Genomic DNA, 14,298 nt, shown 5'->3' with positions numbered 1-14,298 from the left:
GGATTATTCCTCGACACCGAATTGTTTATCGAGTTTGTTCATTTTCCAGGCGTAGAAGAAAATGATCCCGATAAAGGTGATGATCGAACCTTGCTGGGCGAACCAGAAGCCAAGGTCGGTACCGCCGACAGAAATACCTGCCAGCATCGGTCGAAGAAGTATGGCGAAGCCGTAAGACACCAGGGCCCAGACAATCAGGCTCCAGGTAATCAGCCGAACATTCGCCTTCCAGTACGCTGCAGCGTTAGCTTGATCAGAAGTCATAAACTCCTCCGGTTATTGTTATTCTCATGCACCTTCAAGCTAGCAGCAGGCCACTAGGGCCGACAGATAGACATTGGTATTAGCCGTCTTACACCACCATAAGTGCAGCGTTTTTTGTCGATTTAACAAGCACTTGGAACTACACCGGAAAGCCTCAAAAAAGCGGGAATAACTTTGGTCTAAGAGTAAGGCAGGAACATGCCTGTTGCTGGCACGCTATAAGCAGCATGGATACCCCCTGCTGCGCAATATCGAAGCTGTTTCACGGCCCTTCAGACGGGTGAAAACTCGATTGGCAGAAGGTAACGCTGCTCGTCGTACTCGATGCGAAACTGCACTCTGCGCGTGCTTTCTTCTACGGTTTCACACTCCCCGGCCACCTCAGCCACGCGGCTTTCGACTCGGCTCTGCTTAAGCAGTAGGTCGCGATAACCCTTGTTCCCCGGACGTTCGGTGATGATCAGCAGGCCCTTGGTATCACTGAACTCTCCTGCGCAACGGGTATCCCACTCTCCCCCCGAGCTATCCATCACCAGCTCGCTCAGCACCGGGCGCAAACGCTGCGACTGCAGCTCATAGAGACTCAGCGAGGTTTCATAGAAGGGATTGGGGCGCGACATATTTCGACGTTTGATGCGAAGACCGAAAGCTAAATCGCCCTCGCGCAAACGATAGGGAGCAGTATCGAATTCCAATCCATCGACAAATATCGCATCCCAGTCCAGCAGGTTCGGCTCAACATGGCGCGCGACAATGGCCTGGCTGAGAGTGTCCAGCACCAGTACCTCAAGATCACTGTAGCCATGTCCATCATCCTCGGCACGCACCAGCGATGCCGCTAACAAGGTCAGGTGCGGGCGCGCCGGCCAGACCTTGCAGATGCTCAGCTCGATACTGATCCGATAAGTACCTCGCTCGTCATCCAGCAGATGACCCTGTGCATAGCCTGGGTATGCCTGCTCGAGTAATGCAGGTAAGTGTTGTTGACAGTCATCGGCTCGCGCCGAGCACACCATCAACAGGCCACACAGTGCTGCGGCGAAAGTTATGCGGTTCATCCCTGAGCTCCTTCTGATAATCCAGCGGCCAGTCTAAACCCGACGCAGCGCACTGCCCATGCTGGGCATCACGGAACATCCGCGCAATCCGCCGCGCCAGCACATGCCCGGCACGCGACTCTTCGCGTAAACCGATATGCCCGCTCATCGCACATACCACAGACGAAAGAAGCCAAACGCCAGCAGCAGCCCCACCTGGCCCAGCGCAGTGCACAGGCTGAGAAAGGACTGCACTTCAAGGTTCTGTGGTGCGTTGGCCAAGCCAGTCAGGCTCTTCCAAAAGGCTTCTGGCAATAGCGCCAGGCTCAATTGCGCCAGGGGTTGTCCGGTCAACTGCAGGCCTTTGATCAGGTCAAACTGGCCGCAGAACATCAGGCCCAGCAGCACCATAAAGGCCACCGCCAACCCCAGGGCGAAACAAGCAGAGAACTGCATCAATAAACGCATCATGTTCAACTCCCACGCAGGTAAAAAGCGGCGCAAGCGGAACCTGCGCCGCAAGGGTTTAGCGATCGCTGACAGGGCTGGCCAATGGCAGGCGGCCGACGCCGTACCAGTCGAGTTTGCGGGTTAGCACCATCACCCCGGCGAGCACACCGAACACCAGCACGGAGCCCATCAGCAAGGCGTAGTCCTCAGCCCCAAGCAGGCCGAACAACATGCCGTAGAGCAGGGTCAGCAACGCACCAAAGCCCACTCCGCGCAGGGCGCTGTGCAGCACGTAACTGACGTAGAAACCAATCAGCAGCACACAGGCGGTCGCGGCAATGCCGTAGGCCAAGGCAAAACTCAGGTGCTCGGACAGCGACAGCAGCAGCAGGTAGAACAGCGCCAGCGACATGCCCACCAAGGCGTATTGCACCGGGTGCACGGCCATGCGTTTGAGCACTTCAAATAGGAAGAACACGGCGAAAGTTAGGCCGATAAACAGCAGCGCATATTTGATCGCCCGCTCGGTCTTCAGGTACTGGTCCACCGGGTCGACAAAGCTCACACCGAAGTTGCGCGCAGTCAGCGCATTGCAGCTGTCGCCTTGCACGCAATCAGCCAATGCTTCTTCCAGGTTGGTGGCGAAGAAACTGGTCTGCCAGTGCGCTTTGAATCCGGCGTCAGACACCTCACGGCTGCTCGGCAGGTATTCCCCAACAAAGCTCGGGTGCGGCCAACCGGAGGTCAGCTCCACCCGGCTGTCACGCCCCACCGGGGTGATGCTCAGTTGCTCGGTACCCTGCAGTTTGAGGTTGAAGGCGTACTCCAGCACTTGCCCACCCTGGGTGTCCAGCAGCGGCAGCGGCGCATGCACACCTGCACCGAAGCGCTCTTCAGCGCTGCCAGGGGCGAAGCTCAGGCTCATGCCATTGAAGCGCAGCTGCAGGTCATTGCTGATGCCCCGGACATCGCTGATGCCGACCGAGAGGAACGGCCGGTCAAACTGGTACAAACCCAGCTCATCACCCAACCCCAGGCGTGCCGGTAGCTTGAAGGCGCCACTGATCTGGTTATCGCTGCGGTACAGCAGCGCTTTATAGATGCCGCGCGCACGCTCCTCGGTGCTTACCTGGCCATTGAGCACAAAGCGCTCTGGCAAGAAGTACAACCGGCCACGGCTCTTCTGCTCTTCCAGGTAACGCTCGCCAGTCTTGGCGTGGGTTTTCCACTGGTTCCACACCTTGGTGTAAGGCATTACCAGAATCGGTCCGGTCAGCTGCTGGCGGTAGCTGGAGCTGCGCGCGATGTCCTGCAGCACCTCGGCACGTTGATACTGCCGCTCGCTCACCAACCCGCCAATCATCGACAGCGGGATCAGCAATAACAAAATCAGTAGGGCAATGGCGCCCAGCTTGAAACCCAGAATGCGGCTCATGGTGCAACTCTCCGATACGGTTTAGGTAGGCAGAGTCTGGGTGGCGCAAATGGTGGCTTTATGGAGGGCAGATGGAGAGTGTGTGGAGATGCGGAGCAGACACCCAGCAGGCCAATAGACAGTCATCCGGGAAATGCGTAGCGTGCCGCTGAACGCCACTTAAGGATGAACGGCTATGACCCAGCACAACCCCTACGCAACCCCGCAAACCAGCGTCGCCGACACAGAATCCCTGGTGTCCGACGAGCAGATTGCAACCCTACCCATCTCGGATAAATGGAAGCAGCGCTTTAGCGCGATCCACCATGCCGGCGGCATCAAGATGCCCAGGTTCAAGCAGCTGCCCGCTGAGGAGCGGCGCAAGGCTTTCAGCTTCAACTTTCTGGCGTTTTTCTTCGGGCCGATCTACTACGCCATCAAGGGCATGTGGAAAAAGGGTTTGGCACTGTTTGTCGTCTGCGCAGCGGTAGTGATCATCCTCGGCATCGGCCTGGACTATCTCGGCTACAGCAAAATCGCCAACGCGCTGGGCTACGGTATCAGCGCGATATTCGCCACGCGCGCCAATATCGATTACTACAAGAAGATGCTGCTGAACGATAACGGCTGGTGGTAAGTGCCCAGCGCCTGCTGAAAACAACCTGCATTACTACCGCCTGCGCCTTCAACGGTCTGCTACCTAACTGCATCAGGAGAATAAACGTGGCGGAGTATGTCGCTGAGGTGATCTGGCAACGCGGTGAGCAGGACTTTCTTGGTAACCGCTACAGCCGCAAGCATCTGCTGCGTTTTGATGGTGGTCAGGAGGTCGCCGGTTCGTCCTCACCGCATGTAGTTCCGCAGCCGATGTCGGATGCAAGCGCCGTCGACCCCGAGGAAGCCTTCGTCGCATCGCTTGCCAGCTGCCATATGCTCTGGTTCCTCTCCATCGCCGCCAAGCGCCGCTTCTGCGTCGATGACTACCGTAATAATGCCAGTGGGTTGATGCAGGAAAATGCTGCCGGCAAGCTGTTTATCGCCCAGGCGACTCTGCGTCCTGCGGTCAGCTTCTCTGGTGAGCGCCTACCCAGCCGCGAACAGATTGAGCAGATGCACCACCAAGCCCACGAGGAGTGCTTTATCGCCAACTCGGTGAAGTCCGAAGTGCGCTGCGAACCTCGGTTTAGCGAGTAACGCCATAAGGCCACATTGATTACGACAAGAAGATGCGGTTTAACCATAGCGGCTGACACTAGGGGACAAGGCGTGAATCCAACTGCATACGGCTGCCCCGATGGACAGCCACTGTTCTACTTCCATGGCGTACCTGGCGCAGCGGTTGAGGCGGCGATGCTGCATCAGGCTGCCTTGGCGCACGGCATCAAGCTGCTGGTGGTGGAGCGCAATCTGCCCGGCGAACTCGGCAGTGCGGCTTATCTGCAACAACTGGCGCAACAGATCAGTGATAGCGCCGCTGGCCAGCCGATTCGCCTGCTTGGTTTTTCCATCGGTGCCTGCCTGGCGCTGCGTGTAGCCGCACTGCTGGGTGAGCAAGTGGCTGAGGTCTATCTGCTATCGGCCGCCGCACCGCTGGAAATCCCCAGCAATAGCGTCGGCATGGGCGCAGGCCGTTATACCTTCCTGTGGGCGCAGCACTATCCAAGGCTTTTTCGGGCCTTTGCCTGGTATCAGGCGCTGCTGGCGAAAGTCAGCCCGCGCCTGCTGCTGAAGTTGCTGTTCAACGGCGCTGGCGGCAAAGAAGCCGAATTACTGCATCAAGCCGACACCCAGGCCTGGCTGGCAGACATTCAGCGCGCGTGTTTCAAACATGGCACTAGCAGCTATCAGCGCGACGTAAAACTTTACGTCGAGCCCTGGGCTGCAGAGCTGGATAACGTCACGGCGGCGGTCAACCTGTGGCATGGCGACGCAGATAATTGGGCGCCCATTGCCATGTCCATTTACCTGCAGGAGCATCTGCGCAATGCCAATGCGGTGATCCGCTGCGCCGAACAAGCGCACTACGGCTGCCTGCTGGAGAACGCTCAAGCCGTGATGGCGACGGTGCAGCTGAACAGTTCAGCAACCCACGCGTCAGGCTGATAGCGCACACACCCTCGACTGATAACAACCCAAGGATGGCACCATGAAAAAGCTCGCACTGCCGCTGCTCACCCTGCTGGCCTTCAGCGCCTACACCTTCTACGTGATGCTGCACGCAGAGCAGTCGCTGCTGCAATTTGGCATTCAGTTGATGTCCAGCCCTGACACCGCCCAGGTGGTGATCGACCTGTATATCCTCGCGGCGCTGGCCTGCATCTGGATGTACCGCGACGGCCGCCAACGGGGCAAGTCGCTGGCCTACCTGCTGCCATTCTTTGCCCTGACTGCGCTGTTTGTCTCAATCGGACCGTTGCTGTATCTGGTGCTCAAAGCGCTCGATACAGCGAGCAAAGCGCCACAGGATAGCGCCTCGACTACAGCTTGACTGGACGGAGCAGCCCGAAGAACCGGGCTGCCAAACGCTTAGAAGTTCAGATTGAAATTGCCAGTGCCGAAGATGCCAACCAGACCAATCACGATCAGATAAATCGCCACGATGTAGTTCAGCAGGCGCGGCATCACCAGAATCAGAATGCCGGCGATCAGCGAAATCAGTGGAGTAAGGGCAAGGGTCATCGTCGTCACCTGAGGGTTATTGAAAGGCCAGTATGCGCGCCACAAGCAAAGCGCACAGCACTATCCACCCACTGGGCCGTAACCCGTCCAAACCTCAGTTAAACAACCCGCGTATTGAGGGCCCTTTATGAGCAACGCCAGCTTGTTAACCTCATTGCTGCAGTACAAGACCTGGGCCAATCAGGAACTCTTTGCTGAGCTGCAGCGACTTGACCCGCTCACCCAACACAGCGAGCTGCACGCCGCCCTGCGCATCCTCAATCACATCTATGTGGTCGAGCGAATTTTTGTCGCCAACCTGCAAGGCATTAAGCACAGCTATAGCGCTACCAACACCGCGGAAACGCCCACGCTGGTAGCATTGCAGCAGGCGGTGCAGGAGACAGATCACTGGTATTTGGACTATGTCGCGGGACTGAGCGCCGAACAGTTGGCCGAGCGCCTGATTTTCACGTTTGTTGATGGCGATACCGGCTGCATGAGCCGCGAGGAGATGCTCGCGCATATCGTCACCCACGGCGGCTACCACCGTGGCGCAGTCGGCCGAATCATGGCGCAGCTGCAACTGGCGCCGCCGCGGGATATCTACACGCGCTTTCTGCATGAGGATCAGCCGCAGCGCCGCAAAGCGCGCTAAACCGGCGGTTTGGCGATAAAGGCCTGCTTTTCATGCCGATCAAACCCGGCTGCCTCATAGAAGCGCAGGGTTGCTGGGTCCTTGCTGCTAGTCATCAGCATCACCTTGTAGCAACCCTGGCCCCAGGCAAACGCCTGGGCGTGCGCCAGCAACGCCTGACCATAGCCACGCCCGCGATGCTCGCTGTGGGTCACCACGTTTTCGATCAGGGCAAAGGGCCGACAGCCGCGCGTCAGGTTGGCCACCAGGTTGATGCTGCAGCTGGCAACCAGCTGCGCCTCGCGGTACAGGCCAAAACAGTGAAGCGCTGGGTTGGCGATTATCGCCTGCCACACCGCTTCAACCTGATCGCGCGCGGGCAGCGGTTGATCCTCGGGATGTAAATGCTCATACAAAGCGAGCAACGCATCCAGCTCACCAGCCCCGACTCTACGGATGTCCATCAACCTATCCCTGCTACGCGCGGCTTTACTCGCCGCGAATGTACTGTTCCAGCTGCTGGATCAGGCTCGCCTGTTCGGCGATGGTGTGTTTAACCAGGTCGCCGATCGACAGCAAGCCGATCAATTCGCCTTCGGCGATTACCGGCAGGTGGCGCAGGTGGCGGTCGGTCATCAGCTGCATGCAGTGCTGAGAGGTGTCGCGCGGCCCGACGGTCAGGACATCTGCGGTCATAATTTCGCTGATCTGGGTGCTAAATGCCGAGCGTTGTAGCAGCTCGATTTTACGTGCGTAGTCACGCTCGCTGACGATGCCGACCAGGCGGCCCTTGTCCAGTACGACCAGCGCACCGATGCCTTTTTCAGCCAGCAATTTGACTGCGTCGAGCACTGTGGTGTCCGGGCTAACGCTGTAGATCGCGGCATGTGGCTTGGCCCTGAGTATCTCGGCTACGGTTTTCATGCAGTGACTCCATTCTGGTCTTGTTGGCAGTAAAGGTCGCGCGTGGGCTGTTGCTATGAGGATAGCCAACCCGACAACAGGGATCAGAGCATCTGCCTGACGGTTGCGCAACCTTGCTTAGCCACAGACGTCAGCAAGGAGCAGGCCAAGATGTGCCACTAATCACTGGTTGCCGCCGGCAAACGCAGGCGCACTTCTACGCCGCCGCTGACATTGCCGATGTGCAGTTCGCCGCCATGCAGCTGCACCACCTCCTCGACAAAATTCAGCCCCAAACCGGTGCTCTTGCGTCCACTGCCGGGGCGCGGCAGGGAATAGAAGCGTTCACTCAAACGCGCCAAGGCGTAGTCCGGTATCGGCTCACCCTGGTTGAACAGGCGCAGTTCAATCTGCTCACCGACGCACTCGGCCGTAAACCGCAGCTGACCCTGCGGCGGAGTGAAATCCAGGGCATTGTCGAGCAGGTTGACCAGCGCCTGGCGCAGTAGAAAACGTTCACCACGGAGTGCAAGGCTGGCTTCAATCCTATTCTCGACCTGCACAGCAGCGGCTTCTATTCGCGCCATCTGCGCCTGTAAAAGCGACGTGACCAGCGCTTGCAGCGGCACCGCCACCTGCTCTTCCAGACCCTGGCGCTGTTCGACCTGAGCCAGATGCAGCAGGCGCTCGATCAGCTGCTGCATGCGTGCGCTTTCCTGCTCGATATTGGCGACAAAGCGCTGTCGCTGTGGCGCAGGCATCTCACCATCGAGCAACTCCGCCGCGCCACGAATCGCTGCCAGGGGGCTTTTCAGCTCGTGGGTCAGGGTGTGCACGTAGCGTTCGACATAGGCCTTGCCTTCCAGCTCGGTACGCATGCGCTCGATGGCTTCGGCCAGTTGCGCCAGCTCACCGCCGCGCACGCTGGGCAGTTCGGCACGTTGCCCGGCGCTGACCGCCTGGGCGTAGCGGGTCAGCTTGCGCAAAGCGCCGCTGAGCCACCAGGACAACAGCGCGCCGATCAGCAGGCCGAGCACGATCAAGCCGCCGCCGAGCCAGGCCAGACGCTGCTCGGAGCGTTCGATATAAGGCTGCAAGGTGCGATTAGGCTTGGCCACCGAGACCACGCCAATGATCTGCGCACCGTCCATGATCGGCGCAGCCACATACATCACCGAGGAGTCGGGGTCGTTCGGGTCTTCCTTGGTCGAGCGCGCGCCGTACTCGCCGCGCAGGGTGCGCAGTACATCGTTCCAGCGCGAATAATCCTGGCCCACCGCCGCGCCCGTGGAGTCGAGCAACACAATGCCCTTGGCGTCGGTGACATAGATGCGGTGGTTGACCTGAGTTTTCTCCACGCCCCAGATTTGCGCCTGTGGCTGGCGCTGACCATAGGCTTGCAACAAGGCGGGCAGGCGGCTTTGTTGCAGTCGACCGGCCTTGACCTCATCACGCAAAATCTCGGCCAGCAGGTTGGCGGTATCGACCAGGGTTTCTTCAGTGCTCTGGCGCACGCCGGGGCGGATTTCGTCCATCACCGTGCTCAGCACAAACCAGCCTGCCAGCCCGACAAACAGGAAGTACACCAAAAAGATGCGTATCCCCAACGGCATCAGGCGTGCCTCGGCGAGTAGCTGTAACCCAGGCCGCGATGAGTCTGGATCGGCTCCGCCTCAGCGGCCACCTGGCGCAGCTTGGCGCGCAGGCTTTTGATATGGCTGTCGATGGTGCGCTCGTAGCCGACATCGGCGGCCACGCCCAGGCCATCGAGCAACTGCTCGCGGGAGAACACCCGCTCGGGTTGCGCCAGCAGGCTTTGCAGCAAACGGAATTCGTGGCGGGTCAGGCTCAGCAACTGGCCGTGATAGTGGATCTGCACCCGCTCGATATCCAGCTGGAACGGAGCGCTGGCCGGGCTAGTGGCAGGTGCTTCACGCGGCGCTATACGTTTGAGGATGGCCTTGACCCGCGCGGCGACTTCCCGGGGGCTAAAGGGTTTGACCACGTAATCATCGGCACCTATTTCCAGACCGACCACACGATCGATTTCCTCGCTGCGCGCGGTGAGAAAAATCACCGGCACCTCGGAAAACCGCCGCAGGCGCTTGCAGGCTTCGAAGCCACTGATATCCGGCAGACCGATATCGAGAATCAGCAAGTCCGCCGGGCTGCGCTGCTGTTCGGCCAGAGCCTGCTCGGCCAGGCTCAGCCAGGTGGTGGTAAAGCCTTCGCTTTGCAGGGCGAAGATCAAGGTGTCGGCGATCGCGGCTTCGTCTTCGACAATCAGAATATGCGGCATGGGCGTCCTGCTCGTGGCAACTCGGCGAGGAGCCTGCGGCAGGCAGACGATAGCGTCAAGATCGGACGCAGCCGGCGGACAAACTGCGCGTTGTCCGCCCTACACCGACCTGGCCTTAATCCAGCTTGAAGCGCGCAGTGTTCTGCGCCAACGCCTGACTCCCCTGACGGAGTTGTTCGGCGGCGTTGCTGACAGCTTGCGCACCTTCAAGCAAGGCGCTGGCGGCATGATCGACCTGCTGGATATTGCCGCTGACTTCGTCGGCCGTCGCCGCCTGTTGCTCGGCAGCGGTGGCGATTTGTGCCAAGCGATCCGTCACCAGCTGCACCGATTCGACGATGGCATTCAGGTCTTCGCCCATGGCCAGCACACTACCGACATCGCCTTCGGCCTGGCGCACGGCGTCTTCCATCTGGGTGACCGACTGACCGACCACGCGGTGCAAGTTGGCCACCGTGTCGGCGATTTCCGCCGTGGAGTTCTGCGTACGCTGCGACAGCGAACGGACCTCGTCGGCCACCACGGCAAAGCCGCGGCCCTGATCGCCAGCGCGCGCCGCTTCGATGGCCGCATTGAGCGCGAGCAGGTTGGTCTGCTCAGCGATGCCCTTGATCACATCCACAACCCGGGTGATTTGCGCCGTCTGCTCTCGCAGCTGTTGCAACGTAGTGGCACTGTCGCCGAGGCGGCTGCTTAGCTGGCGCATGCTCTGGCTGGTGCGCGTGCTGCGCTGGTTGCTCTGGTTAGCGATCTCGCGGGTCTGGTTGGCTTCTACCGCCGCCTGCTCGCAGCTTTGCGCAACGCTTTGCGCGGTGGCAGCCATTTCAGTGGCGGCCGCCGCAATCTGGCTCATCTGTGCCTGCTGCTGCTCCACTGACACCAGGGCATTACGCGCCTCGCCGTTGAGCAGTTGCACGGTGCCGCCCAATTGCTGGCTCTGCTGATTGACCCCCAGCATGGAATCGCGCAACTGGCCAACGGCGGTATTCAGCGCCTGGGCGATATTCGCCAGGTCATCCTCGCCATGCACTTGCATGCGCACACGCAGATCACCATCGCGCAAGCCTTCAGCGGCCTGAATGATCCCAGCAGTGCTGCGCCGGATCGACGCGTTAAGGCAGAACAATACATACAGCGCCAGCAATGTCAGAACGCTGAACACGCCAATGGCTTGAGCCATGGAGCTCAGCGCCTTGCTCCGATAATCACCCAAACTGGCAACAAACTGCTGATACAACGCCGTTTGCAGCTTCAGCAGTTGGCCCTGAAGCGCATCCGCGCGCTGTACAAATTGATCCGGGGTCAAGGCCATCGGGCTGGCTTCAAACATGTCGCGATCGATGCCCGCGAGGAAGGCTTCATAGCCCTTCAGTGCCTCATCATAAGGCCCCTGCAGCTGGCGCATGGCATGCGGCGCCTCAAGGGTGAGCGTGGCCTGTGCCTTCAGCAGCTGACTGCGTGATTCATCCAGGCTACGGCGTAGGTCGCGGATCAGTACGCGGCTCTGTAACGTGAAGTGCTGCGACACCACCGCGCCATAACCTTGACTGGTGAAGCTGCCAAGCTGCTCGAGCAGGCGCGGCAAGGTGTAGGTCAGCTGCTCCATCATCAGGTACGTGTCGAGCTGCGGGTCAAGGATCAACCCACTGTCGGTGGCCACCTGCTCGCGCAAGGCCAGCAGGCTCAGCAGGTTCTTTTGGTAACGCTCAAGCGCATCGGGCAGGGCCAGTTTACCCAGCACATCGATACTCAGTTCGGCCTGGCCGGCTGTAAGGCTTTGCAAATGTTGACGGGACTGATCACTCAGCAGCTCTGACTGAAGCGGCTGCTCCAAGGCTTGCAAGGCGGGCTCAAGGCCGCTGGCATGCTCACGCAGCAGCGCTTCGGCGGCTTTCTCAGTGCCCTTCCAGCGCGACAGCAACGTGCGCTGCTCAATCAACGCCTGCTGCACGCCAGCCATGCCCTGCAGTGCATTGATGCCCTCTACCTCATTGGCAATGGAGGTGAGCCGCTCCTGGTAATTACTGCTGATCACCCACAAGGCAAAAACCAGTGGCATCGCGAACAAGACAAACACCAGCTGAAACTTGCGGGCGAAGCTGAAACGCTCCAGCAGCCGCACACCTGGTTTGAGTACTCCAGTCATACACACCTCAACCTGTTGAGCACGCCAACTACAGGGGCGCGCCAAAGCGAAACTTCAAGCAAGAAGTACGCCCAAGCCGCGAGCCTGCGGACAGTCATAGGTAATGAGCATAGTTGAGTGACCGGGCCACGACCCGCTATCCGCTCGATACGCGAGCCGTGGCACCCAAGGCACTACCTGGAAATGCCGCTCCAGAGTTCCTCGACATTACGAAAGCCCCACTCCTCAGCAGACTCACGGCCAACAATCTTGTCGCGACCGACCAGCTTGCTGAGATCGAGGGTTTCCTGCGGGATTGGGGTTTTCGAGCGGGCCGAAAAGAACACCTTCACCCGCGGTGCAAGCAAGGATTTGGCTTGCTGCTCCAACACCACGCCAATGCGCCCGCTTTCCAGCCGCACCAGCGAACCCACAGGGTAAATACCCACGGTTTTGACAAAAGCCTGGAACACTACAGGGTCAAAATGGCCTTTCCATTCGGCCATCTTGCGGATGGATTCGGCTGGGTCCCAGCCACGCTTGTAGGGGCGATCAGACGTGATGGCGTCATACACATCGCACACGGCGCCCATGCGCGCATACAAGCTGATCTGCTCACCGGCCAGGCGGTGCGGATAACCGCTGCCATCGACTTTTTCGTGGTGGTGCAAGCACACATCCAGCACCAGCGCGCTGACCTGCTTGCTGGCAATCAGCATGCGCGAACCGGCTTCAGGATGATCGCGCACGGTGGCGAATTCATTGTCAGTGAGCTTACCGGGTTTGTTCAGCACCTCATTGGGGATCGCCATCTTGCCGATGTCATGTAGCAGCCCGGCCAACCCAGCCTCACGCACCTGGGCCTCGTTGAGCCCCAGGTTGCGAGCCAAAGCAATCATCAGCGCGCAGACCGCTACCGAATGCATGTAGGTGTATTCGTCGGCGTTTTTCAGCCGCGCTAGGCTGATCAGCGCATTGGGATGACGCATGATCGAATCGGAAATTTCCTCAACCAACTCCCCGGCCTGTTCAAACTGCAAGGCCTGGCCCATGCGCGCGTCACCAAACATGCTAACCACAGCAGCTTTGGAACGCTCGCAGAGCTTGGCCGCACGCCGTACCTCATCCTCCATCGACACCGCCAGGTTGACCGGCGGGCTCTGTACCGCAGCCAGGAGGGCGGCCTCGGCTTCAGCGGCGACCTCTTCGGGGCTGACACTGACGGTGCCGACCTCGACATCCAGCCCCTTGCTGACATCAATCCACAGCTCACCGATGCTGCTGGCCTTGATCCGCTGCAGGTCTTTTTCAGAATTGAGAAGGAACTTGGATTTCCAGAAGGGGTGGTCCATCCATGCGCCACAGAACTCGTGGATATACATACCGACTCGCACGTCGGTCACAGCGATGCACTTCAACATGGATGGCACTCGAACAGAAAAATAACCCGGTTATTGTCAGACAAGAATAGATGAACAATAGCCAGCATTATGCGGACTTGGAACAACTAATGGCCATAGGACATCGGTCGCAGATCAGTGGCTTGGAAGCCTTGACACGACTGCTTATCATTGCCGCTCAAGCGCACCCTAAGGAGCTGCCATGCGCCGTTTGTTGACCGGTCTGAGCGTCATTTTTCTGCTGCTGTTAAACACGCTGATTCTGATCGGCCCGCTGCTGCTGATCGCCCTCGGCAAGTTCGTCTTGCCGGGCAAAGCACTTAAGACTGCAAGCTCGCGCGGGGTGATGTGGGTGGCGGAAACCTGGGCGGAAATCAATAAGCTGATCTTTGCCGCCCTACTGCCCGTGCGCTGGGATATTCGCGGCAGCGCTGACCTGCGCCCAAGCACCTCCTACCTGGTTATCAGCAACCATCAGTCGTGGGTGGATATTCCAGCGCTGGTGCAGGCCTTCAACCGCAAGACCCCGTACTTCAAGTTCTTCCTCAAGCAGGAACTGATCTGGGTACCCTTCCTCGGCCTGGCGTTCTGGGCATTGGACTACCCCTTTATGAAGCGCTATTCCAAAGCGTTTCTCGCCAAGCACCCGCATATGCAGGGCAAGGACCTGGAAATCACCAAGCAGGCCTGCGAAAAGTTCAAGGACCTGCCGGTGACCGTGGTCAACTACCTCGAAGGCACCCGTTTTACCCCGGCCAAGCAGGCGCAACAGGGTTCGCCCTTCCAGTACTTGCTCAAGCCCAAAGCCGGCGGTGTGGCTTTTGTGCTGGCGGCGCTGGGTGAGCAGCTTGATAAGGTGCTGGACGTGACCCTGGTCTACCCCGGTGCGCGCATTCCCGGTTTCTGGGCGCTGATCAGCGGGCAGGTGGACAAGGTGATCGTCGATATCCAGACCCGCGAGCTGGACCCGGCGCTGTGGCAGGGCGACTACGAAAATGATCCGACCTTCCGCCAGTTTGTGCAGAACTGGGTGAACACACTCTGGGAAGACAAGGATGCGCGAATAGCGCAGATTCGCGCTGAGCTGAGCACGCCAACGCACAGCTAGGGT

General features: G+C 59.3%; 17 protein-coding genes. 6 read left to right on the top strand and 11 right to left on the bottom strand.

The window, feature by feature from the left end; all coding sequences use genetic code 11:
• Positions 1–3: 3 nt before the first annotated feature.
• The 4 genes from HCI85_RS18115 to creD form a co-directional block, all read right to left on the bottom strand.
• On the bottom strand, positions 4–264 hold the full coding sequence (locus tag HCI85_RS18115; protein WP_160089562.1) for a DUF4212 domain-containing protein: 261 nt from the start codon (positions 262–264) through the stop codon (positions 4–6).
• Between the two features lie 272 nt (positions 265–536).
• A complete protein-coding gene (locus HCI85_RS18110) occupies positions 537–1,322 on the bottom strand; it encodes a hypothetical protein (RefSeq protein WP_167146777.1) in 786 nt (261 codons plus the stop codon).
• 144 nt (positions 1,323–1,466) lie between these two features.
• Positions 1,467–1,772 carry a hypothetical protein gene (locus HCI85_RS18105; protein WP_241693808.1) on the bottom strand — a complete coding sequence of 102 codons (306 nt, stop codon included), beginning with the start codon at positions 1,770–1,772 and terminating at the stop codon, positions 1,467–1,469.
• A gap of 55 nt (positions 1,773–1,827) precedes the next feature.
• A complete protein-coding gene (gene creD, locus HCI85_RS18100) occupies positions 1,828–3,186 on the bottom strand; it encodes a cell envelope integrity protein CreD (RefSeq protein WP_167146773.1) in 1,359 nt (452 codons plus the stop codon).
• A 175-nt stretch (positions 3,187–3,361) separates the two neighbouring features.
• Here creD and HCI85_RS18095 point away from each other — a divergent pair, with 175 nt between their 5' ends.
• The 4 genes from HCI85_RS18095 to HCI85_RS18080 all read left to right on the top strand — a co-directional run bounded on the left by HCI85_RS18095 (position 3,362) and on the right by HCI85_RS18080 (position 5,653).
• Positions 3,362–3,802 (top strand): DUF2628 domain-containing protein, encoded by a 441-nt coding sequence (locus HCI85_RS18095; RefSeq protein ID WP_167146770.1) that lies wholly within the window; start codon positions 3,362–3,364, stop codon positions 3,800–3,802.
• 86 nt (positions 3,803–3,888) lie between these two features.
• Positions 3,889–4,359, top strand: coding sequence for an OsmC family protein (locus HCI85_RS18090; RefSeq protein ID WP_167146767.1), 471 nt, complete (start codon positions 3,889–3,891; stop codon positions 4,357–4,359).
• A 72-nt stretch (positions 4,360–4,431) separates the two neighbouring features.
• On the top strand, positions 4,432–5,268 hold the full coding sequence (locus tag HCI85_RS18085) for an alpha/beta fold hydrolase (RefSeq protein WP_167146764.1): 837 nt from the start codon (positions 4,432–4,434) through the stop codon (positions 5,266–5,268).
• A gap of 43 nt (positions 5,269–5,311) precedes the next feature.
• Complete coding sequence (locus HCI85_RS18080; protein WP_167146761.1) at positions 5,312–5,653, top strand: DUF2834 domain-containing protein; 342 nt, start codon at positions 5,312–5,314, stop codon at positions 5,651–5,653.
• A 38-nt stretch (positions 5,654–5,691) separates the two neighbouring features.
• On the opposite strand, the gene HCI85_RS18075 is transcribed toward HCI85_RS18080, so the two are convergent.
• Complete coding sequence (locus tag HCI85_RS18075; RefSeq protein ID WP_167146758.1) at positions 5,692–5,844, bottom strand: DUF3096 domain-containing protein; 153 nt, start codon at positions 5,842–5,844, stop codon at positions 5,692–5,694.
• A 127-nt stretch (positions 5,845–5,971) separates the two neighbouring features.
• Between HCI85_RS18075 and HCI85_RS18070 the strand changes: the two genes are divergently transcribed.
• A complete protein-coding gene (locus HCI85_RS18070; protein WP_167146753.1) occupies positions 5,972–6,481 on the top strand; it encodes a DinB family protein in 510 nt (169 codons plus the stop codon).
• Here the strand turns inward: HCI85_RS18070 and HCI85_RS18065 are convergent.
• The 6 genes from HCI85_RS18065 to HCI85_RS18040 form a co-directional block, all read right to left on the bottom strand.
• On the bottom strand, positions 6,478–6,924 hold the full coding sequence (locus HCI85_RS18065; protein WP_167146750.1) for a GNAT family N-acetyltransferase: 447 nt from the start codon (positions 6,922–6,924) through the stop codon (positions 6,478–6,480). The two genes, HCI85_RS18070 and HCI85_RS18065, sit on opposite strands and share 4 nt — an antisense overlap.
• 25 nt (positions 6,925–6,949) lie before the next feature.
• Entirely contained in the window at positions 6,950–7,384 is a 435-nt protein-coding gene (locus tag HCI85_RS18060) for a CBS domain-containing protein (RefSeq protein ID WP_090255006.1), read from the bottom strand.
• Between the two features lie 158 nt (positions 7,385–7,542).
• Complete coding sequence (creC, locus tag HCI85_RS18055; RefSeq protein ID WP_167146746.1) at positions 7,543–8,976, bottom strand: two-component system sensor histidine kinase CreC; 1,434 nt, start codon at positions 8,974–8,976, stop codon at positions 7,543–7,545.
• On the bottom strand, positions 8,976–9,662 hold the full coding sequence (creB, locus tag HCI85_RS18050; protein WP_167146742.1) for a two-component system response regulator CreB: 687 nt from the start codon (positions 9,660–9,662) through the stop codon (positions 8,976–8,978). Before creB ends, creC begins: the two co-directional genes overlap by 1 nt.
• A 115-nt stretch (positions 9,663–9,777) precedes the next feature.
• Entirely contained in the window at positions 9,778–11,808 is a 2,031-nt protein-coding gene (locus HCI85_RS18045; protein ID WP_167146738.1) for a methyl-accepting chemotaxis protein, read from the bottom strand.
• 173 nt (positions 11,809–11,981) lie between these two features.
• Positions 11,982–13,208, bottom strand: a complete 1,227-nt coding sequence (locus HCI85_RS18040; protein WP_167146735.1) for an HD-GYP domain-containing protein — start codon at positions 13,206–13,208, stop codon at positions 11,982–11,984.
• A gap of 181 nt (positions 13,209–13,389) precedes the next feature.
• Here HCI85_RS18040 and HCI85_RS18035 point away from each other — a divergent pair, with 181 nt between their 5' ends.
• Positions 13,390–14,295, top strand: coding sequence for an acyltransferase (locus HCI85_RS18035; RefSeq protein ID WP_167146732.1), 906 nt, complete (start codon positions 13,390–13,392; stop codon positions 14,293–14,295).
• Positions 14,296–14,298 lie beyond the last annotated feature (3 nt).

Source organism: Pseudomonas sp. OTU750018 (genome assembly GCF_011636575.1).
Lineage (GTDB): Bacteria > Pseudomonadota > Gammaproteobacteria > Pseudomonadales > Pseudomonadaceae > Aquipseudomonas > Aquipseudomonas peli.
Note: the sequence above shows the minus strand (reverse complement) of the source record. Positions and strands in the feature narration are given on the sequence as shown.

Excerpts from the sequence above, each read along its gene's own strand:
- HCI85_RS18115 (WP_160089562.1), bottom strand. The coding sequence starts at position 264 with ATGACTTCTGATCAAGCTAACGCTGCAGCGTACTGGAAGGCGAATGTT.
- HCI85_RS18110 (WP_167146777.1), bottom strand. The coding sequence starts at position 1,322 with ATGAACCGCATAACTTTCGCCGCAGCACTGTGTGGCCTGTTGATGGTG.
- HCI85_RS18105 (WP_241693808.1), bottom strand. The coding sequence starts at position 1,772 with ATGATGCGTTTATTGATGCAGTTCTCTGCTTGTTTCGCCCTGGGGTTG.
- creD (WP_167146773.1), bottom strand. The coding sequence starts at position 3,186 with ATGAGCCGCATTCTGGGTTTCAAGCTGGGCGCCATTGCCCTACTGATT.
- HCI85_RS18095 (WP_167146770.1), top strand. The coding sequence starts at position 3,362 with ATGACCCAGCACAACCCCTACGCAACCCCGCAAACCAGCGTCGCCGAC.
- HCI85_RS18080 (WP_167146761.1), top strand. The coding sequence starts at position 5,312 with ATGAAAAAGCTCGCACTGCCGCTGCTCACCCTGCTGGCCTTCAGCGCC.
- HCI85_RS18075 (WP_167146758.1), bottom strand. The coding sequence starts at position 5,844 with ATGACCCTTGCCCTTACTCCACTGATTTCGCTGATCGCCGGCATTCTG.
- HCI85_RS18070 (WP_167146753.1), top strand. The coding sequence starts at position 5,972 with ATGAGCAACGCCAGCTTGTTAACCTCATTGCTGCAGTACAAGACCTGG.
- HCI85_RS18065 (WP_167146750.1), bottom strand. The coding sequence starts at position 6,924 with ATGGACATCCGTAGAGTCGGGGCTGGTGAGCTGGATGCGTTGCTCGCT.
- HCI85_RS18060 (WP_090255006.1), bottom strand. The coding sequence starts at position 7,384 with ATGAAAACCGTAGCCGAGATACTCAGGGCCAAGCCACATGCCGCGATC.
- creC (WP_167146746.1), bottom strand. The coding sequence starts at position 8,976 with ATGCCGTTGGGGATACGCATCTTTTTGGTGTACTTCCTGTTTGTCGGG.
- creB (WP_167146742.1), bottom strand. The coding sequence starts at position 9,662 with ATGCCGCATATTCTGATTGTCGAAGACGAAGCCGCGATCGCCGACACC.
- HCI85_RS18045 (WP_167146738.1), bottom strand. The coding sequence starts at position 11,808 with ATGACTGGAGTACTCAAACCAGGTGTGCGGCTGCTGGAGCGTTTCAGC.
- HCI85_RS18040 (WP_167146735.1), bottom strand. The coding sequence starts at position 13,208 with ATGTTGAAGTGCATCGCTGTGACCGACGTGCGAGTCGGTATGTATATC.
- HCI85_RS18035 (WP_167146732.1), top strand. The coding sequence starts at position 13,390 with ATGCGCCGTTTGTTGACCGGTCTGAGCGTCATTTTTCTGCTGCTGTTA.